Origin of the sequence: Tenacibaculum skagerrakense (assembly GCF_004345825.1) — a bacterium.
In the GTDB taxonomy this organism is placed as follows: Bacteria; Bacteroidota; Bacteroidia; order Flavobacteriales; family Flavobacteriaceae; genus Polaribacter; species Polaribacter skagerrakensis.
Genome location: NZ_SLXM01000003.1, coordinates 37,956 through 62,412, shown reverse-complemented (window position 1 = coordinate 62,412; position 24,457 = coordinate 37,956). Strand labels below are relative to the sequence as shown.

Below are 24,457 nucleotides of genomic sequence, written 5' to 3'. Positions count from 1 at the left end.
TTTAATCTGAAAGTAATGGTAATCTAATTATATATAAATTTTCTGACTCTTCAATCTCTACTTCACTGTTAGAAATAAATGCATACCTCTTCATTATATTATTTATCCCAATTCCTCTTCTTATAAACTCTGAATATCTTTTATTTTTTTTATTTTTAATTTGTAAATAATTATTTTCTGAACATATTTCTATTTCCATAGGCACTTCATAGGATACTTCATTATGTTTAAAAATATTCTCCAATACTTGTTGGAGGGAATTAGTTAAAATATATTTTTCCAATGCTTCCTCATTTACATCTAGTTTTAATTGAACTCCATCTTCAAATCGCATTCTCATTAATTCTAAATAACTTTCTGCAAACTTTATTTCATCCTTTAATTTAATAACATCATTTTTCTCATTATCTAAAAAATACCTATACACATTTGATAAGCTTTGTGAAAACTCTATAGCTTTATAGGGTGATTCCTCAATTAAACCTGTCAAAACATTTATATTGTTAAATAAAAAATGAGGACTCAATTGTTTTTTCAATAAAGAATAATTTATTTCTGAAGCTAAAGACTTTTGTTTCAACTCTTCTTTTTCTTGATTATCTAACTTTTTTAAATAATAAAAATGTGTTAGAAGAATGACATAGATAACATAAGGTAAATGCAATATTATTATCGGTATTGCAATCATCGTAATTCTACTAACCATGTTACCTTTAAAAAGGTAAAAAGCTTCACTTGAAAAAATTAAAAACGAGACTAAAAGCGTTAAAATAGTTAAATACAATAAGAAAATATTTCTGGTGCGATTTACTTCTAACCCTTTACTATAAATCTTATTTAAGAAATGAAAAGCAATAAATGTAGTTAAAAAACCTATTGGAAAAAGTTCTGTCCAAACTGTTAGTATATTAAAAGAATATGAACTTCCTATATAAATGATAATGGAATAAAAAATTACGCCCGACAAAGGAATTAATATGATTTGCTTTAACGAATACTTAACTAGACCTTTTTTATTATCTGAGACAGATTTATCTTTTGCAATTAAAACTTGAATCAAAAAAGACAAAGCTCCAAAAGCAACCCCTAAAAGACCTATTATAAAGCCTTTTATATGTAAAAGAACTAAATAGTTTTTATCAATAAAGTTTGTTACAAATAAACACAGAACAAAAATTGTAACCGACATTAACAAAAAACCTCTTCGTTTGTTTTGACTATTTTCGAAAAATAAAATAGAAAAAAAAATTACTATAAGAGATATTGATAATGTAATTGGAATAACTCTAAAAATATCTGGCTGTGAAATTTTAGCAGTGAAAAATAGAAGGATGAAAGCTAATAAGTGAAGAGAAAAAACAATTAATATTGACTTTTTTAACGGTGAAACAAATTTATACATACTTTTTTTACTACTAAAATGAAGTATAATTTAAACTCCTTAAAACTTAATTAAGTGAACTGTTGTTTTTTACTAGTAAACTGTTAACCAATCCAATTTTTAAAATCTTTTACACGCTCTCTACTTACAATAATTTCTTGCTCGTCATAAGAGTGAAGTACTAACTTTAATCTAGAATTACTGTAAGCTACAATATCTTTTATGGCATTAACATGCACTATATATGTTCTATTAACTCTAAAAAAAGACTCTGGATTTAGTTGATCATGCCAATGTTCTAATGAGTAGTCTATTAAATAGTTTCTATTTTCACTGGTATGAATGTATGTCGCTTTATTTTCGGAATACAAACACTCAATATTATCTGTATGAATAATCTTAATATGCTGTCCAATTTTAATAGTAAATCGCTTCTTATACTTACGATCAATTGGATTTATTAATAGTTTACGTATTTCATCAATATTCACCTGCAAACTACTTTCAGCTGGTTGTTGCTCTTTATATTTATTTACAGCCACTTTTAACTCGTCATCATCAATTGGCTTTAATAAATAATCAATAGAATTTAATTTAAACGCTTTTAAAGCATACTCATCATAAGCTGTTGTGAAAATAATTGCTGACTTCACCGGAATTTCTTCAAAAATTTCAAATGATAAACCATCAGACAATTGAATATCTAAGAAAATTAAATCAGGATGCGCGTTCTCTTGAAACCAATTTAAAGCTTCCTCTACAGAATGTAACATGGTGTTTACCTCTATTCCCAACTCATTAAGCATTCTATTTAATCTTCTTGCTGCTGGCTTTTCATCTTCTATGATAAGTACGTTCATTATATTAATTTTTAATATCTATTATTACGCATGTGCTTTTGGATAGTTCTCTGCTCCCAATCTCTACCGAAAAGAAAGTTTAATCCAAATAGTTTAAATGCTTGAATAGCGATTGCAATTCCCCAAAAAATCCAAACCGCAAATGTATCAAAATCAAATAAAGCTTCTTCGAAAGTTTCTCCATTATTAATATTTCTACGGATTTTCATAACAGATATGAAAACGTTGATAATAATGTACACTGCAAGGTGTTTATAAAACTTTTTTAAATCTTCAACTCTCTTTTTAGCTATTAAATAATTAGCTTCATCTTTGTTATTTTCTAAAAACATATCACTACTATTTATTTAATAATCTTTTATCCTTATTCTGTTCTTTTTCCATTAGCTCTCTAATCTTACGTTCTTCCCAGTCTTTAGATATTACATTTCCAAAGCCGAAAACTCCCAACCAATGAAAAAAAACTCCAATACCCCAAAACAACCAAGTTGAGTATGCCCCGAAATGTGTAATAGAATCTGTAAAACTTTTTCCATCATTCATCATTCCAAAAACAATTATAGCTGTTAAAAAGATATTTACTCCAACGTACGCTATAAAATGGCCATAAAAACCTTTTATATCTTTTACTCTTTTTTTCGCTTTTAAATAGCGTTGTTCTTCTATATAATTACGTTCCATAATTAATTGTTTTTATTCATTAATTCTCGAATCTTCTTTTCTTCCCAGTCTTTTCCTAAAAGATTTTCATTAAATGCTAAAAACGCATGAATTCCTACGGCTGCTCCCCAACCTAAAACAGAAAACCAAAACCATTGAAACTGTGGTGATGTAAGTAAATTAACTGCAATAATTATCGGTGTATTTAAAAGAAAAAGTGTCAAGTGAATATAAAACCCTTTAATTTCTTTTACTTTCTTTTTAGCTTTTAAATATTTCTGTTCTTCTATATATTTATTTTCCATTTTTATAATCTTGTTTCATTAATTCTTTAATTTTATTCTCTTCCCAATCTTGTCCTAAAAAGATTTTATAACCTTCGAAGATTTGTAATGCATGTAATGCTAGGCCAACTCCCCATCCAATCATTGAAAACCAAAACCAGTGATAATTTGGTGTATATTTTAAATTTATTACAATTAGTATTGGTATAATAATCATGTATACTAGTAAATGGCTATAAAACTCTTTGATTTGTTGAACTCGTTTTTGAGCTTTTATAAATCTTAATTTTTCTTCATCGGTTTTCATAACACTAAAACTTATCGTTATCCATTAACTCTCTGATCTTTCTTTCTTCCCAATCTTTTCCTAAAAACAAACTGTAGTTATAGGCTTCTAATCCGTGAAATAATACTCCTATTCCCCATCCGATAATTGGAAAGTAAAACCAGTGAAATTGTGGAGAAAAGCGTAAGTTAATGAATATGAATATTGGTATAAAAATGATATAGGTTATTAAGTTTTGATAAAACTCTTTCATTCTTTCAACCTTTTCAACTGCTTTTATATATCTACTATTTTCAAAGTCATCTATAATTTTCATGGTGTTATTCGTTTTAAGTAACAGTGGTAAACTCACTGTAAATGTTTTGTTATTATTTTCAATATGAACTTCTTCATCTGATATCAATCCATATCTATCTGCAATATTCTGTAATCCTACTTTTGTGCTCTTTTTTCCTATCGCTTCTTTCGGATTTATAGTATTTTGAATTTTTAAATAACCATCTTCTTCAAAAATTGATATTCTTAATGGTTTAGAACTTGAAACTACGTTATGCTTTACTGCATTTTCTAATAGTAATTGTAAAGACAACGGAACTATTTTTAAGTCATTATTACTAACTGCAGTTGGTAATTCAAACTCCAATGCATCTTCAAAACGCATTTGTAGCAGTTCCATATATGTTTTTGCAAACTGTAACTCTTCGGAAATAGGAATCAATTCTTTATTTCTCTGCTCTAAAACATATCGATATACTTTAGATAGCTTAGTGGTAAATTTTTCTGCTTGAATTGGATTTTCTCCTATCAAAGAAGTTAACACATTTAAGCTATTGAATAAAAAATGTGGATCTATTTGACTTTTTAAAGTTTCGAATTTAGCCGTTTCAGTTTTCGCAACAATTTGCTGTTGTGTAGTTTCTTGATTCATGGTTTTCTTCCACTCAATCATAAAACCTTTTGCATGAAAAAATGCAGCAACTCCTAACGAAAGAACAATAGCAAATAAGTGTACATAAAGCATTCTTTCAATAAACAAAACACTAAACTCGTTATCAAGTACAAGAACATATTGTATGTAGTGAATTACAAAAACTCCAACAGTTGTATAAATTACAGTTGCTATTATCCCTGCCCAAACTCTGCTATTTGTTTCTCTAACCCAATCCCATTTATCATTTAAAAATTCATTAATAATGCCATTTCCTAATCCAAGAATAAATGAGTATAAAGCTGAAAACATAAAGACAATACTTGCTCCTCTAATAGTGAATTGTCTGTTGATTAATGTAAATAAAACTCCGAAAAATACAGTCATTTTTACACAGACAATAATGTCGTTTTTTAATTCAGTTTTCCAATAGTTTGCAATACTCATATTTCAGCTTTAAATTCTTCTTATAATTTAATATCTAAAGATACATCTTTATCGGTAATGGTAAATTTTGCATCGTCGTATTGTGGAGGACCAAAATTCATCACATTGTTAGATGCTCCATAAGCTTCTAAAGGCATACCGTTTGATTGAAAATCCATTTTACCGTTGTTGTTTTTATCATGAAAACATGTAATTGCATATTCTCCAGCGGGAACATTTTTAAATACAATTTTACATTTTCCGTTTTCTATGGTACTTTCAGCTACTTGAAGAGGATTCATCTTCATAAACGTTTCTTTGTTATGCAACCCAAACTTTACAGTTCCTTCATTAGATGAAACATTAGAAATAGTTACCGTAATAGTTTGTGCATTTTGAGAAAACAAACTAAAGGTAGTTGTTGTTAGTGCGATTAATAAAGTGATTAAAACTTTCATGTTATGTTGATTTTAAGATTAATTACACAACAAAGGTGCTCTGATATTGTTTATTTTGAAACTAAACAATACTGAATTGTAATTTTTTAATGATGAATTGTAATTTTTTGAAAATAAAGTTTTGTGTATTCGTTTTTTTTATACATTTACACCATGCATTCAAACAATAAGACAAATCAAATTTACATCCGACGCCGCCGCCCCATGCGACGTAGCTAGTCTTTCTAGCTGAAGAGTCTAGTAATATTTGTACCATCTTATTTATCCTTATTATGCATCTTACATTTACATTTTATATTTTATCTAAAGAAGTTATCATTACTGATAACAATATAAATGCACGACGATTTTTTCCTCGCCCGTAAGGGCAATTCTACTTTATAGAACTTAGGTGAGTCCGGTTCTGATTAAAACAAATAAGTACAACAAACAAAACAATTAAACATCAAAATAATGGAGATCATTATTGCAGATATATCACATAGTCGTTACGCAGAAGAAATCTGCATTACTATTGAAAATGCCGCAAAAATTAGAGGAACAGGTATTGCTAAAAGACAACCTGAATATATTATTTCTAAAATGCAAGAAGGAAACGCTGTTATTGCCTTAGACAATGATAAGTTTGCTGGTTTCTGCTACATAGAATCTTGGAGTCATGGAAAATTTGTTGCCAATTCTGGATTAATTGTTCATCCTGATTATAGAGGTCTAAGCTTATCCAAAAAAATAAAGCAGAAAGTATTTGATCACTCTAGAAAAAAATTTCCAGAGGCAAAGATATTTAGTATTACAACAGGATTAGCTGTGATGAAACTAAATAGTAATTTAGGATATAAACCTGTTACCTTCTCTGAACTAACTACAGATCAAACCTTTTGGAATGGCTGTAGAACTTGTGTAAACTATGATGTTTTGCAAAGAACAAATCAGAAGATGTGTTTATGTACTGGAATGTTGTATGATCCTGCTACAGAAAATAGCAATCAACCTAAAAGAAAAATAACTGAAAAGACATTCGCTAGGTTGAAAAGAATCAAACAACATTTATTCTTAAAAAAAGAGAAAAAATAATAACTCGTCATACTGCTTCGAATATCCGAAAGCTTATGAAATAATAAGACAAGACTTTACAATACAAAAATAAAGTCAACATAAGTAAGTTCAGAATGACGGAAGCTAATTAAAATAAAATGAAAAAATTAGTCTTAGCCTACAGTGGTGGATTAGACACCTCATATTGTGCAGTTCATTTAACCAAAGATAAAGGTTTTGAAGTGCATGCCGTAAGTGTAAATACCGGTGGTTTCTCAGAAAAAGAAATCAAAAATATAGAAACTAAAGCATATGAATTGGGTGTAAAAACTTATAAAAATATAAATGCTATTAGTAATTACTACGAAAAGGTAATTAAATATTTAATCTATGGTAATGTTCTTAAGAATAATACCTATCCATTATCAGTTAGTGCAGAAAGAATTATTCAAGCAATAGAAATAATTAATTATGCAAAAAGTATCGATGCAAAATACATTGCGCACGGAAGTACCGGAGCAGGAAATGATCAAGTAAGATTTGACTTGATATTTAATACCTTAGCACCAGAAATTGAAATTATTACACCAATTAGAGATCAAAAACTAAGTAGACAAGAAGAAATTGAATACTTACAAAGTCATGGTGTAGATATGAAATGGGAGAAAGCGAAATACTCTATTAATAAAGGATTATGGGGAACAAGTGTAGGTGGAGATGAAACCTTAACCTCTCACCTACCTTTACCAAATGAAGCATATCCTTCTCAACTAGAGGCTACTTCAGAACAAACTATATCTATTACATTTAAAAATGGAGAGCCAATTGCTTTAAATAAGCAAATTAGCAAACCTGCTGTAGTTATTGAGCAGTTAAATGAATTAGCTTCAAAATACGCTATTGGTAGAGATATTCATGTTGGTGATACTATTCTTGGAATTAAAGGTAGAGTTGGTTTTGAAGCTCCTGCAGCAATAATATTGATAAAAGCACATCATTTATTAGAAAAACACAACCTAACCAAATGGCAATTACAGCATAAAGATTATGTCGCTAATTGGTACGGAACTCATTTACATGAAGGCTTGTATTTAGATCCGGTTATGAGAGATTTAGAAGCCTTATTAAGTAGTAGTCAGAAACAAGTTTCTGGTGAAGTATTTATTACCTTAAAACCATATCATTTTTCATTAGACGGAATTAACTCTAAAAACGATTTACTACAATCTAAATTTGGAAGTTATGGGGAAATGAATAATGCGTGGACAGCTGAAGATGCTAAAGGTTTTATAAACATCTATGGAAATCAAACTAAAATCTATCAAAACACTGTACATCATGATTAAAGTTGGAATTATAGGTGGTGCTGGTTATACAGCTGGAGAGTTAATTAGATTATTGATTCATCATAAAGAGGTAGAAATCGATTTTGTATTTAGTACTTCTAATGCTGGAAACAATATCAGTCATATACATCAAGATTTAGTTGGTACAACAAATCAAAAGTTTACAAATACTATAAATCCAAATGTAGATGTTGTTTTTCTGTGTTTAGGTCATGGTAATTCAGGAAAATTTTTGTCTGAAAATGAATTTTCAAAAACTACAAAAATTATTGATTTAAGCAACGAATTCAGATTAGAAAGTGATTCGACTTTTCAAGGAAATCAATATGTTTATGGCTTACCAGAAATTTATAGAGAAGAAATAAAAAATGCTAATTATATAGCAAATCCAGGATGTTTTGCTACTGCAATTCAACTGGCAATTATTCCATTAGCCTTTCATAAGTTAATTAAAAATGATATTCATGTAAATGCAGTTACTGGCGCGACTGGTGCAGGAACAAGTCTATCACTAACAAGTCATTTTACTTGGAGAGATAATAACTTCTCGTATTACAAGCCTTTTGTACATCAACATTTAGGAGAAATCAATCAAACTATTAGTAATCTTCATGGAAAAAACGAACACAAAGTTCATTTTCTACCTAATAGAGGAAATTTTTCCAGAGGAATATTTGCTACTGTATATACTGAATTTGATGACAGTTTAGATGTTGCTGTTGCGTTATATAAAAGTTTTTATAAAGATGCTGCTTTTACATTTATAAGTGATGATTTTCTTCATTTGAAACAAGTGGTGAATACAAACAAATGTTTAATTCATTTACACAAGCATGAAAATCAATTATTGATTACTAGCTGTATTGATAATTTAGTGAAAGGTGCTTCTGGACAGGCGATTCAAAATATGAACTTAATGTTTGGCTTTGAAGAAACAGAAGGTTTACAATTAAAAGCTAATTTTTTCTAAATCTTATTTTCATGAAAATAGCAATCATAGGAACAGGAAATTTAGGAAAATCAATAGCTAAAGGATTGATTAATGCTAATGCTATTGCAAGCTTATACCTAACAAAGAGAACTCTAGAAGAAATTGAAGAATTTAATGCATTTGGTAATGTAGAAATAACTACAAACAACGAAGAAGCTATTAAAAATTCTGATATATTAATCTTTGCCGTTCAGCCAAAACACTTTGAAAACATATTAAAGAATGTAAAAGGTTTTCTTACTGAAAAGCATGTGATTATTTCAACAATTACAGGTTTTTCAATAGAAAAGATCGAAGCTATTATAGGACAAGAGCATTTTATCATCAGAGCTATGCCAAATACGGCAATCGCTGTTGGAAAATCAATGACTTGCTTATGTGCCAATACAAAAGGAAATGAACGTATTGAATTAGCCAAAACCATCTTTGATCAATTAGGAAACTCAATGGCTATTTCAGAAAGCTTAATGCAATCTGCAACAGTAGTTTGTGCAAGTGGTATTGCCTTTTGGATGCGCTTAATTAGAGCAACTACTCAAGCAGCAATTCAGTTAGGTTTTGATGCTAAAGAAGCACAAGAATTAGCCATGTTTACGAGTGAAGGTGCTGCTAACTTATTAATTCAATCTGGTAACCATCCAGAACAGGAAATTGATAGAGTTACTACACCGAAAGGTTGTACTATAGAAGGATTAAACGAAATGGAACATAAAGGTTTAAGTTCTTCTCTAATTCAAGGGATGGTTGCATCCTACAATAAAATTAATACCATTAAAAAAGAACAACTATGAGTTTATTTAACGTTTACCCTTTATTCGACATTACACCTGTAAAGGCAAAAGATGTATACGTATACGATGAAAATGGAACACAATACTTAGACTTATATGGTGGACATGCAGTAATATCAATCGGACACTCACATCCTACCTATGTTGAAAAATTACAAAAGCAAGTAGCTACTTTAGGTTTTTATAGTAATTCAATTCAAAATCCACTACAAGAAGCCTTAGCTGAAAAACTAACAAAACTTTCAAAATGTGAATCGTATGAATTGTTTTTATGTAATTCAGGTGCGGAAGCGAATGAAAATGCTATCAAACTAGCATCTTTTCATACTGGAAAACATAAAATAGTTGCTTTCAAGAATTCATTTCATGGAAGAACTTCTGCGGCTGTAGTTGCTACAGACAATCCTAAAATTGTAGCTCCAGTAAATGCACAACAAGCTGTTGAATTTATCGAATTTGGTGATGTAAATGCATTGACTGATATACTAGCTAAAGGAGATGTTTGTGCTGTAATCACAGAAATTATTCAGGGAGTTGGTGGTTTAGATGAAGCTACAACTGAATTTTACAAAACAGCAGAAACACTTTGTCAAAAATTCGGAAGCTTATTGATAGCCGATGAAGTACAATCTGGCTTTGGAAGAACAGGAGATTTTTTCGCTTTTCAAAAGCATGGAATTGAACCTGATATTATTTCTATGGCTAAAGGAATGGGGAATGGTTTTCCTATCGGAGGAATCCTAATTCACCATAAAATTAAAGCTTCTTTTGGTTTATTAGGAACTACTTTTGGAGGTAATCATCTTGCCTGCACTGCTTCTTTATGCGTTTTAGAAACTATTGAAAACGAAAACTTATTGCAAAACGTTGAGGAAGTTTCATCGTATTTTATCAATAAAACAAATCATATATCAGAAATAAAAAATATCAAAGGTCGGGGACTAATGCTTGGATTAGAATTTGACTTTCCAATTGCTGAATTGCGGAAAGATTTGATTTATAACCATCATATCTTCACAGGAAGTTCAAAAAACCCGAACCTACTACGTATTCTTCCATCTTTAACATTAAAGAAAGAACATGTAGATGTATTTATCGATGCACTAACAAAAGCATTAGAGTTACAGAAAGTATAGAATTAATATCGTCATGCTGAATTTATTTCAGCATCTCATTAATGATAATTCAAATTCTCTTGAGATCCTGAAACAAGTTCAGGATGACGTTATACTAAAAACTCAAAACCATGAAAAAATATACTGATATAAATGATATCACAAACATATCTCAAACTATAAACGAAGCAATTCAATTAAAAAAGGCTCCTTTCGAATACAAAAATTTAGGAACTAATAAAACACTAGTAATGCTGTTTTTTAATGCTAGCTTAAGAACTAGATTAAGTACAGAAAAAGCAGCAAGAAACTTAGGAATGGATGTAATATGCCTTCAAATTAATAATTCTTGGAATTTAGAGTTTGAAGACGGAACCATCATGAACCTTGATACTTCTGAACATATAAAAGAAGCTGCCAAGGTTATAGCGCAATATGCTGATATCATTGCTGTAAGAGCTTTTCCATCATTAAAAAACAAGGATTTAGATTATGCAGAAGTGATTATCAATAGTTTTACAAAGTATGCAAATATTCCAGTTGTAAATTTAGAAAGTGCAACAGCTCACCCTTTACAAGCACTTGCTGATGCAATAACTATTAATGAATTTTCTACAAATAAAAGACCTAAAGTTGTGTTATCTTGGGCTCCACACCCGAAAGCGTTACCACAATCTGTGGCAAATTCTTTTGTTACCATGATGCAACTGCTACCTGTTGATTTTACAATTACACATCCAGAAGGTTATGAATTGAATTCAGAAGTGACAAAAAACACTAAAGTAACTTATAACCAAGATGAAGCTCTTAAAGATGCTGATTTTGTGTACGTTAAAAACTGGAGCTCTTATAAAGATTATGGAAATATACTTTCACAGGATGAAAACTGGATGATTACTCAGAAAAAAATAAATAATGCCAAATTTATGCATTGTTTACCTGTAAGAAGAAATGTAGTTGTTGAAGATGCTGTACTAGATTCAGATAATTCAATCGTCATCAATCAGGCAAATAATAGAACCTATGCAGCGCAAATTGTGCTTAAGCAAATATTAGAAGAACTAAATACTTAAAAAAGTCTCGACTTAGCTCTAATTGACTTTTGTCACCTTGAGCGCAGTCGAAAGACTTTTCACTAAAATTAAAAGCATGAAAACTCTTAAGATTATAAAAATTGGAGGAAACATCATTAATAATGAGGTCTTACTAAATGAGTTCTTAGATGATTTTGCTACATTAGAAACTCCAAAGCTATTAGTACATGGTGGAGGAAAATCAGCTTCAGAACTTTCTCTTAAAATGGGAGTTGAACCTAAAATGGTAAACGGAAGACGGATTACAGACGAAGAAACTTTAGAAATTATCACCATGGTTTACGGTGGTAAAATCAATAAAAATATTGTTGCTCAATTGCAAGCGAGAAATGCTAACTCAGTTGGGTTTTCGGGCGCTGATGGCAATACTATTGTAGCTTTAAAGAGACCTGTAAAAGACATTGATTATGGTTTTGCTGGTGATGTTGTAAATATTAATACAGAAACTATTAGTGTTTTATTAGCAAATAATATTGCTCCTGTTTTTTGTGCAATTACTCATAATCAAAAAGGACAATTATTAAATACCAATGCAGATACTATTGCTTCGGAATTAGCTGTAGCACTTTCAAAAGAATATAAAGTTGCTCTTTATTACTGCTTTGAGAAAAATGGTGTACTTAGTAATATTGAAGACGACAATTCGGTTATTGAATACATTAATAATCAAAAATTTGAACAACTTAAAAACGAAGGTATTATAAACGACGGAATGTTACCGAAAATACACAATTGTTTACAATCTATACAAAAAGGAGTATCAACTGTACACATCGGAAATAATAAAATGCCTTTTGAACCACATATAAAATGTACCACATTTCAACAATAATGACACAAAAAGAATTAACCTATAGCGCTATTGATTTACTCAAAAAACTCATTGAAACTCCTTCTTTTTCTTCTGAAGAAGATAAAACTGGTGATTTACTAGCTTATTGGTGTACAATTCATAATATAGAATTCAAAAGGACTAAAAATAATATTTGGGCAGTTAATAAATACTTTGATGAAAGTAAACCTACCATTCTTTTAAATTCTCATCACGATACTGTATATCCTAACAACGGATACACAAAAGATCCTTTCAAAGCTATTGTAGAGGATAGGAAATTATATGGATTAGGTAGTAATGATGCCGGTGGTTGTTTAGTTTCTTTATTAGCTACATTTAGTTATTTCTACAATCAAAAAAACTTAAAATACAATTTAGTTTTTGTTGGTTCTGCTGAAGAAGAAAGTAGCGGTCCTGATGGCTTAAATAGCATGCTATCAATTATTCCTAAGATAGATGTAGCTATCGTTGGCGAGCCTACTCAAATGCAATTAGCCATTGCAGAAAAAGGATTAATCGTGTTTGATGCAAAAGTAAAAGGAACTCCAAGTCATGCTGCACATCCAAATAACGACAATCCGATTTACAATACTATTGAAGTTTTAGAATGGTTTAAAAATTATCAATTTGAGAAAACTTCAGATGTTTTAGGTGATGTAAAAATGACGGTAACTCAAATTAAAGCGGGAAAACAACATAACGCAGTTCCTTCTGCAGTTGATTTAGTTGTTGATGTTCGTGTAAACGATAAATACTCTAATCAAGAAATCGCAGATATTTTAAAAAAGGAGGCACCTTGTGTAATGGTACCAAGAAGTTTACGATTAAACTCGTCTTCAATAGATATCAATCACCCGCTAATACAATCAGGAATAGCTATCGGTAGAACTACTTATGGATCTCCTACCCTTTCAGATCAATCTGTATTAAGTTGTCAATCTGTAAAATTAGGACCTGGAGATAGTACACGTTCTCATACCGCTGATGAATACATCAATATTGATGAAATCAAAGAAGGAATAGATATTTATATTAAGATTTTAGAACAAGTAATAAAATAATTTAATGTCATTTCGAATGAAGAATAAATGAAGGAATCTAAAGATTACTTCTAGTTGTAGAATAGCTTCGACTCCGCTCAGCTACCAATTACAATGATAAGGAGATTGAGCGAAGTCGAAATCATACGAATCTGTATTAAATACTAAAAATAAGATAAGTTATCATTCCTTACTTGATGCAGAATCTATATTAGTTTATTTAGATTCCTGCCTTAGTAGGAATGACAAACAAACACCATTTATTATGAAACTTTGGAAAAAAGAATTTTCTCTAGACAAAGCCATTGAAAATTTTACCGTTGGAAACGATAGAGAAATCGATATTCATATTGCAAAATACGATGTAATAGCTTCTAAAGCTCATGCAAAAATGCTAGCTTCTGTAGGTATTATTTCTTCTGAAGAAGCAACTGCACTTATCAATGTACTTGATAAGTTATTAGTACAAATTGAAAACAATGAATTTACCATCGAACAAGATTTTGAGGATGTGCATTCAAAAATAGAGTTTGAACTTACCAAAGAACTTGGAGAAACTGGTAAAAAAATTCATACAGCAAGATCAAGAAACGATCAAGTTTTGGTGGCTTTACAACTGTATTATAAAAGTGAGCTTACTATCATTATTGAACAAGTTAAAACACTTTTTAACACACTTATTTCTTTAGCTAATCGATATAAAGATACGTTACTACCAGGCTATACTCATTTACAAGTTGCAATGCCTTCTTCTTTTGGCTTATGGTTTTCTGCCTATGCAGAAACGTTGTTAGACGATATAGAACTGCTTACATCTTCACTAAAAATAGTTGATCAAAATCCGTTAGGCTCTGCTGCAGGATATGGTAGTTCCTTCCCTATAGATAGAGATATAACAACTAAAGAATTAGATTTTGCAACACTAAAGTACAATGTGATTGCCGCCCAAATGGCTAGAGGTAAAAATGAACGAATAATTGCAAGTTCCTTAGGAAATTTAGCAAATACTTTGAGTAAATTTTCAATGGATATTTGCTTGTATATGAGTCAGAATTTTGGTTTTATTACTTTTCCAGATGAATTAACTACAGGAAGTAGCATTATGCCTCATAAAAAAAACCCAGATGTTTTTGAATTGGTTAGAGGAAAATGTAATCAACTACAAGTATTACAAACCGAAATGCTTTTAATTTCTAATAATTTACCGAGTGGTTATCATAGAGATTTTCAATTACTTAAAGAAAATATGATTAATGGTTTTGAGAATATGAAAACCATTCTAGACATTTTCAATTATAGCATTCAACAAGTTATAGTTAAGGAAATTGATATACATGATGATAAATACAAATACCTCTTTACCGTAGATAACATCAATAACTTAGTAACAAACGGAATTCCATTTAGAGAAGCCTATATCAAAATAAGTGCTGAAGTTGAAAAGGGCACTTATGTTCCTGATTTGTCAAAAAAACACACTCATATTGGGAGTATTCATAACTTAAGTTTAGATAAAATTAAGGAAAAGCTTGCTGCTAAATTTTAGTTAAAGTTGTCATACTAAGTAATACTTACACATATTAAAATGTACTTTGGAGAAAATCTTTTATTTATGAAAGTTATTTTCTTTGGGTACATTTTTTTAGTATCATTTTTAGGTTACAGCCAAACAAATAAAGTTCTTCCAGTAGATGAATCTTTTAAGCAATTCTTAAGTTGTAGAGATTTTACCATTTCTTATAATGAAAAAGAAGCTTATTTTACTATTCAAAATTTGAATGAAACGAAAGGAGCTATTGTGAAGGCAGAAAAAGTAAAAGATGAATGGAAAAACTTTGAAATTGTTTCGTTTTCAGGAGAACATAGAGACATTGAACCTTTTTTAACTCCCGATAATTTAAGATTGTATTTTTCATCTAATCGACCAAAAGATAATACTACTGAAGAAGGTGATTATGATATTTGGTATGTAGAACGTGCATCCATAGATTCAGCTTGGTCTAAACCAAAAAATGTTGGAAGTCCAATAAATACTCAATACAACGAGTTTTATCCTTCTTTAAGTAAAAATGGAAATCTATACTATACTTCTGATAAATTTACAACAATAAGTAAAGATGATATTCTTCTTTCAAAATGGAACGGAACGACCTACGAACATCCAATCCAATTAAATGAAAACATTAACAGTAAGGGATATGAATTTAATGCCTTTATTTCACCTGATGAAGATTTCATACTATATACGGTTTACGGAGCTAAAGACGGTCTAGGAAGTGGCGATTTATACATCAGTTTTAAAGATGAAAACGGTGAGTTTTTAAAACGAAAAAATTTAGGAAACCAAATAAATTCAAATAGAATGGAGTATTCTCCTTTTTATGATAAGGTTTCTGAAAACCTATATTTTACAAGCAAAAGAGACGAAACAAAGAATAAAAAAGCTACTAATTTATCAGAGTTTAATGAACTTGCAAAGAGTTATATAAACGGTCTTAGTAGGATATATAAGATTAAGATTGATATTAAAGAATTAAAAAGAAACTAGTCCTTTTTCTTAAACTTCTCAATTAAAAATACATTACCAAATAACATGGTAAAGGCATAGCCAATATCTTCTATTGGAATGGTTAATAAACGAATTCCTAAGTTTTCATCATTATTATACCAAACAACAGGCTCTTCAAGTCCTGTTCCAGTTAGAATACCGTTTACGATAAAAAACGGAATTAGAATGATTAAAAAAGCAATGTAGAAACGTCGTAAATACTCTAAACCATAAATAAGACTTACTCCTAACAAAACAATTAAAAAAGAATAATTTACCGCAGTATAGGCTCTATCAAAATTGAAAAAAAGTATTGGTAGTAGCACACAGATAATGGTAATTGTAATTGCTTTTGTAATATCTTTGGCAATCAGTAAGTTTGGTTTAAAGTACGCTAAAGAATAATGAATAAAAATACTTGCATAAGGTATACAGAAGAAAAATAACCACTCCTCTATCGGCATTCCAAATAGCAAAAACGGTAAATGATAATCTGGATTAAAACCCCACACACCATTTTTGGTAAATATAGCATCCCAAATTAAAAATACTGTAGCAACTATAGTTAGAGATAATAAAACAGCTTTCCAATGTTTTATAAATCGCATATTCTTTTCAAAAGAATACAACAAAGGAATGCTTATTGAACCTATATTGAGAAGTAAGTATAGGTATTCCACTATTTTAAATATTCTTTAAAATATCTCATAGGAACATATAACATTCCAAAACACTCACTTTCGTGTTTACCCATATTTTTATGGTGTATTTTATGTGCTTTACGCAAGGCTCTAAAGTACCAATTATCTGTTTTATCAAACCATTTAAATCTTCTATGAATCAGTACATCATGAATCAAGAAATAAGCAATACCATAAAACAAGATTCCTAAACCTATAAAAAATAGAAAGTTTAGTTCTGGACGAATACCAAAAAAGAATAACAACATACTTGGAATCGCAAAAACAACGAAAAAAGCATCATTCTTTTCAAAAACGTGAGGATACCCTGGTTGGTGATGATCTTCATGTAAATACCACCCAAACCCATGCATAACATATTTGTGTGTACACCAAGTTACACCTTCCATTAAAATAAAAGTTCCTAAAGTAACTAAAGCGAATACTAACATTAAATAAGGTTTAATTTATATTTTACATAACTTCTTGCCAACAAATTTATCTTCATTGGATTAGAAATCCTAATTCTAGTGTCCATTATTTTTGATGATGGAGTAGCTTTTAATTTATTTAATAGTTTTCTGTAATATCTGTACGCCATATAAACACCAAACTTTGCTTCAACAGGTAATTGCAATATTCCATTAGAAAAAGCAAATTCAAAATCAGCTTCAATATCTTTTACAATTTCTTCTTTGGACTTATTATCTAATTGATGAAAATTTACATTAGGAAAATAAGATCTATTCAACAACTCTACATCATCCTTTAAATCTCTTAAAAAATTTACCTTTTGAAAAGCTGAACCTAAACGCATTGCAGCTTCTTTCAATTTATTGTACTTTTCTTCATCACCTTTAACAAAAACACGAAGACACATTAATCCAACTACATCTGCAGACCCATAAATATATTGGTCATACTCTTCTTGTGTTTTATACTCAGTTTTTGATAAGTCTGCTCTCATGCTACTTAAAAAAGCCTGGACTAAATCATCTGTAATATTATTAGCTTTTACCGTATGAATGAAAGAATTTAATATCGGATTTAAACTAATTCCTTGATGTAAAGACAAATAATAATCTTTTTCAAACCTGTTCAATAACCCTTCTTTATCGTAATCGTGAAACGTATCTACGATTTCATCGGCAAAACGAACAAAACCATATATATTATAAATATGCTCTCTAATTGATTTAGATAACATGCGTGTAGCCAATGAAAAAGAGGTGCTATAACTTGTAGTTACTAGCTTACTGCATTTGTAGGAAACATTGTCAAAAATAGTTTTCATGAAAGGGAAGTTTTTAGGATTAAATCTGATGCTATTTTTCCTGAAATTAACGATGGTGGCACGCCAGGTCCCGGAACCGTTAATTGACCAGTGAAATATAAGTTCTTAACTTTTTTGCTCTTTATTTTTGGTCTCAAAAATGCTGTTTGTGTTAAAATATTTGCTAATCCGTATGCATTACCTTTAAAAGAATTATAATCTTTAATAAAATCATTAACACAATAGCTCTCTTTAAAGATAATATTTTCTTTTACATTTTGTCCAGTTAATTTTTCTAATCTTTCTAAAATGATATCAAAATATTTGTCTCTAAGTTCCTGATTATCTTCTAATCCAGGTGCTAGTGGAATTAAAAAAGTTGCTGCTTCTTTACCTTCTGGTGCAAGCGAACCATCAGTTATACTTGGAAAGCTTGCATAAAAAAGAGGTTTTTCGGGCCAAGTTATAGTATCATAAATAGACTCCGCATGAACATCAAAATCGGTATCAAAAAATAATGTATGATGTTCTACATTTTTTAGTTTTTTATCAAATCCTACATAAAAAAGTAATGAAGAAGGTGCAAAAACTCGTTTATTCCAATAGTCCTTAGAATATTGTCTTACGTTTTCTGGTAGTAATGATTCTGTGTGAGCATAATCTGCACCACTTAAAACTAAATCAGTCTCTAATCTTTTACCATTTATTATAATAGCTTCAACTTTACTAGTTTTATCAACAATAATCTCTTCAACATTTGCACTAGCTACAAAATTTACTCCCAATTGCTCAGCAAGTGTAACCATTCCTTCTACCACTTTATACATACCTCCTTTTGGATGCCAAGTACCTAAGCCGAAGTCTGCATAATTCATAAAATTATAAAAAGCAGGTGTATTACTTGGTTTAGCGCCTAGAAACAATACAGGAAATTCAAGAATTTGGATTAACTTCTTACTTTTAATCTTTTTTCGTACTTGCTTACGAATAGTAGAAAAAAACTGACTTACACGAACTGCAGTTTGTGGTGTTATTAATTCTAACGGAGAAACGCCAGGTCTGTAAACAATATCTTTAACTGCAATATCATAATTTTGTTTAGCTGCATTTATGAACTTCTTCAAATGCTTTGAACTTCCTTTCTCCTCTTGCTCAAATATCTCGCAAATTTCTTCAAAGTTTCCAGGAATAGTAATACTATCCAAAGTATCAAAGTAAACCTGATAGGCTGGGTCTAGTTTTTCTAATTGATAATAATCTGAAGGCTTTTTACCAAAATCGGCAAAGAATTTTTCAAAGACATCTGGCATCCAATACCAAGTAGGCCCCATATCAAAGGTAAAACCATTGTTTAAGTATTGACTAGCTCTACCGCCAAACGTATTATTTTTTTCAAACACCGTTACTTCGTAACCTGCTTTTGCCATGTAACAAGCGGCAGAAAGTGAAGAAAACCCTGAGCCAATTATAGATATTTTGTTATTCAAAAGGTTAATTTTTATTGTTTAAAAGTATAAAAAAAAACCCAATTGTTTAATTATTTTAACTAATATTTAAACAAAATAAAATTAAAAATCTTCTAACATCTCAATAACAGAAGGGTACAATAAAATATTTGATGTAAAATTATAATTTTTAGCTTCCTCAGCTTTTTTCCCCATAGCTATGAGTTTATGATCTGTTCCTTTTAAGATAGCATCAATCTCAGAAAAATAGTCTTCTAATTTATCATCATAAGGTTTAACTGTCATAGATGTTATAAAACAAACTTTAAGCTCTCCTTCAAAAAAGTAGTTTAAATTATCTAACGGTAAACTTTGTCCTAAATAAATGGTTTGACAACCTCTTAAAACCAATTCGTAATTCAGATACATTAATCCTATTTCATGAATTTCTCCATCTGGTAAAAACAACACATAAGTGTAATCTTCATTAGTAGCAGCATATTCTAATTTTTCTGTATTTAATTGAATTTTTTGAATAATTAAATTAGAAATAAAATGTTCATGAGCTGGCATTAGTGTATTGGTTTGCCATAGAAGACCAATATGATTTAAAAAAGGTAGAAATACCTCTTTGAAAATCTGCCTAAACGTTTTCTTATGTAATAGCTTATTATAAGTATTATTAAAAAGTACTTTGTCAAATTGAAACATTGCCATTTTGAACGCATTGATAGCCTCATCATTAACAGCATATTTAAATGCTAGCTCTCTTGCATTAGTAACAATTTGCTCTTCAGACATTTCTGCTATCTTAGAAATCTTATAATTATGTTTATTAAGAAGAACGACATTCAATAATTTTAATAAACTTTCGGAAGAATAATAACGGATATTAGTATCTGACCTATTAGGCTCTAATAAATTATATCTCTTTTCCCATATTCTTATGGTATGAGCCTTGATTCCAGATATGTTCTCAAGGTCTTTAATAGTAAAAACTGTCTTTATATTGTTCAACGTTACAAGGCTTTTATTAAACAAATATATTAATTTTTTAGCTTTTAGATAAATTTTGAGCGTTAATATGTAACATTTTATATATTCGACCTACTTATTGTTTAAACTAACTAGAGGAAATTGTGTCAGATAGTCTTGAAGACAAGTTTTTAAATGATTTTGAATCAAATCAGAATATAGTTCATAAAATTTGTAGAATTTATACTACAAATTCGAATGATCATAATGATTTGTTTCAGGAGATAACTATTCAAGTTTGGAAAAATTATTCCAAATTTAGAGGTGATGCGAAGTTTAGTACTTGGATGTATAGAGTTGCATTAAATACAGCTATTTCTTTATACCGAAAATCTACTAAATCTGTAAAAACTCAAGACATATCAGACATAGCCTATAAAATTAAGTCTGTTGATTATGATGATACAGAAGAAAAACAACTGAAAGCATTATACAATGCAATTCAGAAGTTAAATGATATTGACAAAGCTCTAGTGTTTCTTTATTTAGAAGATAAATCGTATAAAGATATCTCAGAAACGTTGGGAATAAGTGAAGTGAATGCTCGTGTTAAAATGAACAGAGCAAAGGATAAATTAAAAAAAGTATTAAACCCATAAACACGTATGGATTTATTAGATAAGTATAAAAAAGCTTGGGAAAACCAGCCTGAGGATGATCAAAAAGTATCAAAAGTTGATATTTATAGAATGACTAAGTTACGATCTTCGTCGATTGTAAAATGGATTTTTATTATTGGGCTGATGGAATTTGTTCTATGGAGTGTTTTAAACATCATGATATCTAAAACTAAATATTTGGATATCTATGAAGAGTTAAACATGCTAACATTGCTCAACTACACCTATTATTTTAATCTTGTAGTTGTTATTGTTTTCTTATATCTATTTTACAAAAATTTCACTTCGATTAATACTACTGATAACACCAAGAGTTTAATGAGTAAAATTATTAAAACTCGTAAAACAGTTAAGTATTATATGTACTATAACATTATTGGAGGTGTTTTATTAATGATTATTTTCAATATTATTATTCTTAATACTCCAAATGGTATTGAAATGCTAATGCCAAATGAAGCTGGAAAATTTGCTGATAGTTCAGAACTAGTAACAGCATTTTTAATATCTCAAACTATTGTCATATTATTAATGATTGGATGTTTAGTCTTGTTTTATTACTTATTATACGGAATTTTACTTCGTAAGCTAAATAAGAATTACAAAGATTTAGCTAAACTGGATGAATGATGAAAAAAGTATTTTTACTTATTTTTCTATCAATTGCTTTCACTGGAATTAGTCAAGAAGCTAATGATTCAAAATTCTGGGACAAGGTACGATTTGGTGGTAGTTTTGGCGTTGGTTTTGGTAATAATACATCCAATGTAGCCATATTTCCTTCTTCCATTTACGAATTCAACGAAACTTTTGCTATGGGTGTTAATTTAGGATATCAATATGCCAAAAGAAATGATGTAAAATCCAATGTTTTTAGTAGTGGACTTCTTGGTTTAGTAAATCCTATATATGAAATTCAGCTTTCTGCTGAATACGAACAATTATTTGTAAATAGTTCATTTGGAGATTTCCGTGAAAGCTATAATTACCCCGCTTTGTATTTTGGTGCGGCATATCAAATTTCAAATAATTTTGTAATTGGTTTACGATATGATGTTTTATACAATACTAACGAAAGCATCTATGCATCTGCCTTATCACCTATCGTAAGAATCTTCTTTTAGAAATTTTTTAACTCTGTTAAAAGCTTTTTATGCATTGAGTCTGTATAATCAAGATGGGTAACTATGCGTATTTTACCTTCCCCCATTGAGATCATTAAAATTCCTTTGCTTCTCATTACCTCAATAAACTCCATCGGATTGATAGTATCGTTTACATAAAAAATGATAATATTAGTTTCAACAGGTTCAACTTTTTTTACAAAGTGAAGGTCGCCTAAAACTGTTTCTATTTCTTTAGCTTTCTGGTGATCCTCTGCCAATCTATTAACATGATTATCTAATGCATAATTTGCCGCTTCAGCTAAATACCCAACTTGTCGCATTGCACCACCAAATAATTTTCTGATTCGTAATGCTTTTTCCATATGCTCTTTACTTCCCACTAAAATAGAACCTATTGGTGCTCCTAAACCTTTTGATAAACAAATTGAAATGGTATCAAACAACTCTCCGTATTGCTTTGGTGTTTCATTCTTAGCAACCAGCGCATTAAACAATCTTGCTCCATCTAAATGATATGCTAAATTAAATTCACGAGAAACTTGTTCAATCTTCTTTAACTCTTCAAAATCCCAACAAGCACCTCCGCCTTTATTGGTAGTGTTCTCAATACAAACTAATCTAGAATAAGGAACATGTATATCTGATCTTCCTTCAGCAGCATATCGTAACTGCTCTGCTGTAAACATTCCTCTGTTTCCATCAATTAATGTACAAGTAACACCAGCATTAAACGCTGCTCCTCCACCTTCATAATTATAAACATGTGCCCATTTATCGCAAAATAATTTATCTCCTGGTTGTGTGTGTAACTTAATAGCTGTTTGGTTTGCCATTGTTCCAGATGGAAAAAACAAAGCATCTTCCATACCAAACATATCTGCTACTTTTTCTTGTAACATATTAACTGTTGGATCTCCCTTAAAAACATCATCTCCTACTTTAGCATTCATCATTGCTTTTAACATTCCCTCAGTAGGTTTTGTAACTGTATCGCTTATTAAGTTTATTTCCATTTTTAAGTATGTTTTTAAAGTGTATTTTTGCAAATATGATTACACATGAACAGCTAAAAAATATCGCTGAACGCGTTGCCAAGTTAAAAGGTTATTTAGAGATTGACAAGAAATTAATTGAAATTTCTAACGAGGAAGAGAAAACTGCTGATCCTGATTTTTGGAATAACCCAAAAGAAGCTGAAAGCTTAATGAAATCGTTACGTTTAAAGAAAAAATGGGTGAATGATTACAATGAAGTTCTAGCCATGAGTGAAGACTTAAACGTTTTATATGATTTTTATAAAGAAGGTGATGTTGAAGAAAGTGAAATTAATGAACAATACGAAAAGACAAATTCTTTTTTAGAAGATATTGAGTTTAAAAACATGCTTTCTGAAGAAGGAGATAGTTTAAGCGCAGTGATTCAAATTACAGCTGGAGCTGGTGGAACTGAAAGTTGTGACTGGACAGAAATGCTCACGCGTATGTACACTATGTGGGCTGAAAAACAAGGATTTAAAGTAAAAACGTTAAACTTCCAAGAAGGTGATGTTGCTGGAATAAAAACAGTTACGTTAGAATTTGACGGTGATTATGCTTTTGGTTGGCTAAAAGGTGAAAACGGTGTACACAGATTGGTTAGAATCTCTCCTTTTGATAGCAATGCTAAAAGACATACCTCTTTTTCATCAGTATATGTATATCCTGTTGCGGACGATTCTATTGAAATTGAAATCAATCCAGCAGACATTGAAATTACAACAGCCAGATCTAGCGGTGCTGGAGGACAAAATGTAAATAAAGTTGAGACTAAAGTACAGTTAGTTCATAAACCTACTGGAATCCAAATTCAGTGTTCTAATTCAAGATCACAGCATGATAACAGAGCTACTGCATTACAAATGTTAAAATCTCAATTATATGAGATTGAACTTCAAAAAAGACAAGCCGCTCGAGCTGATATTGAAGCTAACAAAATGAAAAATGAATGGGGAAGCCAAATTAGAAATTATGTAATGCACCCTTACAAACTTGTTAAAGACGTTAGGACAGCTCATGAAACTGGTAATGTTGATGCTGTTATGGATGGAAATATTAATCCGTTTTTAAAGGCTTACTTAATGATGATGGGGCAGAAAGAAATCTAAAGTCTAAAGTCTAAAGTCTAAAGTCTAAAGTCTAAAGATAAAATTTATAATAAAAA

28 protein-coding genes are annotated in these 24,457 nt (G+C 30.1%); 14 read left to right on the top strand and 14 right to left on the bottom strand.

What is annotated here, in order from left to right; all coding sequences use genetic code 11:
* Position 1: 1 nt before the first annotated feature.
* The 8 genes from EV195_RS06370 to EV195_RS06335 all read right to left on the bottom strand — a co-directional run bounded on the left by EV195_RS06370 (position 2) and on the right by EV195_RS06335 (position 5,283).
* The gene (locus EV195_RS06370) at positions 2-1,402 is read right to left on the bottom strand and encodes a sensor histidine kinase (protein WP_132794086.1); all 1,401 of its coding nucleotides are present in this window, start codon (positions 1,400-1,402) and stop codon (positions 2-4) included.
* 83 nt (positions 1,403-1,485) lie between these two features.
* Positions 1,486-2,241 (bottom strand): LytR/AlgR family response regulator transcription factor, encoded by a 756-nt coding sequence (locus tag EV195_RS06365; protein WP_132794085.1) that lies wholly within the window; start codon positions 2,239-2,241, stop codon positions 1,486-1,488.
* Positions 2,242-2,252: 11 nt separating this feature from the next.
* Complete coding sequence (locus EV195_RS06360; RefSeq protein ID WP_132794084.1) at positions 2,253-2,573, bottom strand: 2TM domain-containing protein; 321 nt, start codon at positions 2,571-2,573, stop codon at positions 2,253-2,255.
* A 7-nt stretch (positions 2,574-2,580) separates the two neighbouring features.
* Complete coding sequence (locus EV195_RS06355) at positions 2,581-2,922, bottom strand: 2TM domain-containing protein (RefSeq protein WP_132794083.1); 342 nt, start codon at positions 2,920-2,922, stop codon at positions 2,581-2,583.
* A gap of 2 nt (positions 2,923-2,924) precedes the next feature.
* Positions 2,925-3,206, bottom strand: a complete 282-nt coding sequence (locus EV195_RS06350) for a 2TM domain-containing protein (RefSeq protein WP_132794082.1) — start codon at positions 3,204-3,206, stop codon at positions 2,925-2,927.
* Positions 3,196-3,492: a 2TM domain-containing protein gene (locus tag EV195_RS06345; protein ID WP_132794081.1), complete on the bottom strand. Its 297-nt coding sequence runs from the start codon at positions 3,490-3,492 to the stop codon at positions 3,196-3,198. The genes EV195_RS06350 and EV195_RS06345 overlap by 11 nt, the downstream gene beginning before the upstream one ends.
* Positions 3,493-3,496: 4 nt before the next feature.
* Positions 3,497-4,846, bottom strand: a complete 1,350-nt coding sequence (locus tag EV195_RS06340; protein WP_132794080.1) for a 2TM domain-containing protein — start codon at positions 4,844-4,846, stop codon at positions 3,497-3,499.
* Between the two features lie 20 nt (positions 4,847-4,866).
* Positions 4,867-5,283, bottom strand: a complete 417-nt coding sequence (locus EV195_RS06335; RefSeq protein WP_132794079.1) for a DUF2141 domain-containing protein — start codon at positions 5,281-5,283, stop codon at positions 4,867-4,869.
* A 453-nt stretch (positions 5,284-5,736) separates the two neighbouring features.
* On the opposite strand from EV195_RS06335, the gene EV195_RS06330 reads away from it, so the two are divergent.
* The 10 genes from EV195_RS06330 to EV195_RS06285 all read left to right on the top strand — a co-directional run bounded on the left by EV195_RS06330 (position 5,737) and on the right by EV195_RS06285 (position 16,078).
* The gene (locus EV195_RS06330) at positions 5,737-6,357 is read left to right on the top strand and encodes a GNAT family N-acetyltransferase (protein ID WP_132794078.1); all 621 of its coding nucleotides are present in this window, start codon (positions 5,737-5,739) and stop codon (positions 6,355-6,357) included.
* 119 nt (positions 6,358-6,476) lie between these two features.
* Entirely contained in the window at positions 6,477-7,664 is a 1,188-nt protein-coding gene (argG, locus tag EV195_RS06325) for an argininosuccinate synthase (RefSeq protein WP_132794076.1), read from the top strand.
* Positions 7,657-8,634, top strand: coding sequence for an N-acetyl-gamma-glutamyl-phosphate reductase (gene argC, locus EV195_RS06320; RefSeq protein WP_132794074.1), 978 nt, complete (start codon positions 7,657-7,659; stop codon positions 8,632-8,634). Before argG ends, argC begins: the two co-directional genes overlap by 8 nt.
* Before the next feature lie 11 nt (positions 8,635-8,645).
* Positions 8,646-9,446: a pyrroline-5-carboxylate reductase gene (gene proC, locus EV195_RS06315; RefSeq protein WP_132794072.1), complete on the top strand. Its 801-nt coding sequence runs from the start codon at positions 8,646-8,648 to the stop codon at positions 9,444-9,446.
* Positions 9,443-10,582: an aspartate aminotransferase family protein gene (locus EV195_RS06310; protein WP_132794070.1), complete on the top strand. Its 1,140-nt coding sequence runs from the start codon at positions 9,443-9,445 to the stop codon at positions 10,580-10,582. Before proC ends, EV195_RS06310 begins: the two co-directional genes overlap by 4 nt.
* Before the next feature lie 110 nt (positions 10,583-10,692).
* On the top strand, positions 10,693-11,634 hold the full coding sequence (locus EV195_RS06305) for a Rossmann-fold NAD(P)-binding domain-containing protein (protein WP_132794068.1): 942 nt from the start codon (positions 10,693-10,695) through the stop codon (positions 11,632-11,634).
* Positions 11,635-11,710: 76 nt separating this feature from the next.
* Positions 11,711-12,487 carry an acetylglutamate kinase gene (gene argB, locus EV195_RS06300; RefSeq protein ID WP_132794066.1) on the top strand — a complete coding sequence of 259 codons (777 nt, stop codon included), beginning with the start codon at positions 11,711-11,713 and terminating at the stop codon, positions 12,485-12,487.
* Complete coding sequence (locus EV195_RS06295; RefSeq protein WP_132794064.1) at positions 12,487-13,551, top strand: M20 family metallo-hydrolase; 1,065 nt, start codon at positions 12,487-12,489, stop codon at positions 13,549-13,551. The genes argB and EV195_RS06295 overlap by 1 nt, the downstream gene beginning before the upstream one ends.
* A 244-nt stretch (positions 13,552-13,795) precedes the next feature.
* Entirely contained in the window at positions 13,796-15,076 is a 1,281-nt protein-coding gene (argH, locus tag EV195_RS06290; RefSeq protein ID WP_132794062.1) for an argininosuccinate lyase, read from the top strand.
* A gap of 66 nt (positions 15,077-15,142) precedes the next feature.
* Positions 15,143-16,078 carry a TolB family protein gene (locus EV195_RS06285; protein ID WP_165915693.1) on the top strand — a complete coding sequence of 312 codons (936 nt, stop codon included), beginning with the start codon at positions 15,143-15,145 and terminating at the stop codon, positions 16,076-16,078.
* Here the strand turns inward: EV195_RS06285 and EV195_RS06280 are convergent.
* The 5 genes from EV195_RS06280 to EV195_RS06260 all read right to left on the bottom strand — a co-directional run bounded on the left by EV195_RS06280 (position 16,075) and on the right by EV195_RS06260 (position 20,493).
* On the bottom strand, positions 16,075-16,758 hold the full coding sequence (locus EV195_RS06280) for a lycopene cyclase domain-containing protein (protein ID WP_132794058.1): 684 nt from the start codon (positions 16,756-16,758) through the stop codon (positions 16,075-16,077). The two genes, EV195_RS06285 and EV195_RS06280, sit on opposite strands and share 4 nt — an antisense overlap.
* Entirely contained in the window at positions 16,758-17,210 is a 453-nt protein-coding gene (locus EV195_RS06275; protein WP_243693080.1) for a sterol desaturase family protein, read from the bottom strand. The genes EV195_RS06280 and EV195_RS06275 overlap by 1 nt, the downstream gene beginning before the upstream one ends.
* Complete coding sequence (locus tag EV195_RS06270) at positions 17,210-18,052, bottom strand: phytoene/squalene synthase family protein (RefSeq protein WP_132794056.1); 843 nt, start codon at positions 18,050-18,052, stop codon at positions 17,210-17,212. The genes EV195_RS06275 and EV195_RS06270 overlap by 1 nt, the downstream gene beginning before the upstream one ends.
* On the bottom strand, positions 18,049-19,518 hold the full coding sequence (locus tag EV195_RS06265) for a phytoene desaturase family protein (protein ID WP_132794054.1): 1,470 nt from the start codon (positions 19,516-19,518) through the stop codon (positions 18,049-18,051). The genes EV195_RS06270 and EV195_RS06265 overlap by 4 nt, the downstream gene beginning before the upstream one ends.
* Positions 19,519-19,599: 81 nt before the next feature.
* Positions 19,600-20,493: a MerR family transcriptional regulator gene (locus EV195_RS06260; protein WP_207899772.1), complete on the bottom strand. Its 894-nt coding sequence runs from the start codon at positions 20,491-20,493 to the stop codon at positions 19,600-19,602.
* 122 nt (positions 20,494-20,615) lie between these two features.
* Here EV195_RS06260 and EV195_RS06255 point away from each other — a divergent pair, with 122 nt between their 5' ends.
* The 3 genes from EV195_RS06255 to EV195_RS06245 are packed head-to-tail and all read left to right on the top strand — an operon-like array spanning position 20,616 to position 22,255.
* A complete protein-coding gene (locus tag EV195_RS06255; protein WP_132794050.1) occupies positions 20,616-21,110 on the top strand; it encodes an RNA polymerase sigma factor in 495 nt (164 codons plus the stop codon).
* 6 nt (positions 21,111-21,116) lie between these two features.
* Positions 21,117-21,761 (top strand): hypothetical protein, encoded by a 645-nt coding sequence (locus tag EV195_RS06250; protein WP_132794048.1) that lies wholly within the window; start codon positions 21,117-21,119, stop codon positions 21,759-21,761.
* Positions 21,758-22,255: a hypothetical protein gene (locus EV195_RS06245; protein ID WP_243693079.1), complete on the top strand. Its 498-nt coding sequence runs from the start codon at positions 21,758-21,760 to the stop codon at positions 22,253-22,255. The genes EV195_RS06250 and EV195_RS06245 overlap by 4 nt, the downstream gene beginning before the upstream one ends.
* Here the strand turns inward: EV195_RS06245 and EV195_RS06240 are convergent.
* Entirely contained in the window at positions 22,252-23,271 is a 1,020-nt protein-coding gene (locus EV195_RS06240; RefSeq protein WP_132794046.1) for a threonine aldolase family protein, read from the bottom strand. The two genes, EV195_RS06245 and EV195_RS06240, sit on opposite strands and share 4 nt — an antisense overlap.
* A 35-nt stretch (positions 23,272-23,306) precedes the next feature.
* Here EV195_RS06240 and prfB point away from each other — a divergent pair, with 35 nt between their 5' ends.
* Positions 23,307-24,401 carry a peptide chain release factor 2 gene (gene prfB, locus EV195_RS06235; RefSeq protein WP_132794044.1) on the top strand — a complete coding sequence of 365 codons (1,095 nt, stop codon included), beginning with the start codon at positions 23,307-23,309 and terminating at the stop codon, positions 24,399-24,401.
* The last annotated feature ends 56 nt before the right edge of the window (positions 24,402-24,457 follow it).

What these genes read in the sequence shown, in the direction of transcription:
- EV195_RS06370 (WP_132794086.1), bottom strand. Translation starts at nt 1,402, where the DNA reads ATGTATAAATTTGTTTCACCGTTAAAAAAGTCAATATTAATTGTTTTT.
- EV195_RS06365 (WP_132794085.1), bottom strand. Translation starts at nt 2,241, where the DNA reads ATGAACGTACTTATCATAGAAGATGAAAAGCCAGCAGCAAGAAGATTA.
- EV195_RS06360 (WP_132794084.1), bottom strand. Translation starts at nt 2,573, where the DNA reads ATGTTTTTAGAAAATAACAAAGATGAAGCTAATTATTTAATAGCTAAA.
- EV195_RS06355 (WP_132794083.1), bottom strand. Translation starts at nt 2,922, where the DNA reads ATGGAACGTAATTATATAGAAGAACAACGCTATTTAAAAGCGAAAAAA.
- EV195_RS06350 (WP_132794082.1), bottom strand. Translation starts at nt 3,206, where the DNA reads ATGGAAAATAAATATATAGAAGAACAGAAATATTTAAAAGCTAAAAAG.
- EV195_RS06345 (WP_132794081.1), bottom strand. Translation starts at nt 3,492, where the DNA reads ATGAAAACCGATGAAGAAAAATTAAGATTTATAAAAGCTCAAAAACGA.
- EV195_RS06340 (WP_132794080.1), bottom strand. Translation starts at nt 4,846, where the DNA reads ATGAGTATTGCAAACTATTGGAAAACTGAATTAAAAAACGACATTATT.
- EV195_RS06335 (WP_132794079.1), bottom strand. Translation starts at nt 5,283, where the DNA reads ATGAAAGTTTTAATCACTTTATTAATCGCACTAACAACAACTACCTTT.
- EV195_RS06330 (WP_132794078.1), top strand. Translation starts at nt 5,737, where the DNA reads ATGGAGATCATTATTGCAGATATATCACATAGTCGTTACGCAGAAGAA.
- argG (WP_132794076.1), top strand. Translation starts at nt 6,477, where the DNA reads ATGAAAAAATTAGTCTTAGCCTACAGTGGTGGATTAGACACCTCATAT.
- argC (WP_132794074.1), top strand. Translation starts at nt 7,657, where the DNA reads ATGATTAAAGTTGGAATTATAGGTGGTGCTGGTTATACAGCTGGAGAG.
- proC (WP_132794072.1), top strand. Translation starts at nt 8,646, where the DNA reads ATGAAAATAGCAATCATAGGAACAGGAAATTTAGGAAAATCAATAGCT.
- EV195_RS06310 (WP_132794070.1), top strand. Translation starts at nt 9,443, where the DNA reads ATGAGTTTATTTAACGTTTACCCTTTATTCGACATTACACCTGTAAAG.
- EV195_RS06305 (WP_132794068.1), top strand. Translation starts at nt 10,693, where the DNA reads ATGAAAAAATATACTGATATAAATGATATCACAAACATATCTCAAACT.
- argB (WP_132794066.1), top strand. Translation starts at nt 11,711, where the DNA reads ATGAAAACTCTTAAGATTATAAAAATTGGAGGAAACATCATTAATAAT.
- EV195_RS06295 (WP_132794064.1), top strand. Translation starts at nt 12,487, where the DNA reads ATGACACAAAAAGAATTAACCTATAGCGCTATTGATTTACTCAAAAAA.
- argH (WP_132794062.1), top strand. Translation starts at nt 13,796, where the DNA reads ATGAAACTTTGGAAAAAAGAATTTTCTCTAGACAAAGCCATTGAAAAT.
- EV195_RS06285 (WP_165915693.1), top strand. Translation starts at nt 15,143, where the DNA reads ATGAAAGTTATTTTCTTTGGGTACATTTTTTTAGTATCATTTTTAGGT.
- EV195_RS06275 (WP_243693080.1), bottom strand. Translation starts at nt 17,210, where the DNA reads ATGTTAGTATTCGCTTTAGTTACTTTAGGAACTTTTATTTTAATGGAA.
- EV195_RS06270 (WP_132794056.1), bottom strand. Translation starts at nt 18,052, where the DNA reads ATGAAAACTATTTTTGACAATGTTTCCTACAAATGCAGTAAGCTAGTA.
- EV195_RS06250 (WP_132794048.1), top strand. Translation starts at nt 21,117, where the DNA reads ATGGATTTATTAGATAAGTATAAAAAAGCTTGGGAAAACCAGCCTGAG.
- EV195_RS06245 (WP_243693079.1), top strand. Translation starts at nt 21,758, where the DNA reads ATGATGAAAAAAGTATTTTTACTTATTTTTCTATCAATTGCTTTCACT.
- EV195_RS06240 (WP_132794046.1), bottom strand. Translation starts at nt 23,271, where the DNA reads ATGGAAATAAACTTAATAAGCGATACAGTTACAAAACCTACTGAGGGA.
- prfB (WP_132794044.1), top strand. Translation starts at nt 23,307, where the DNA reads ATGATTACACATGAACAGCTAAAAAATATCGCTGAACGCGTTGCCAAG.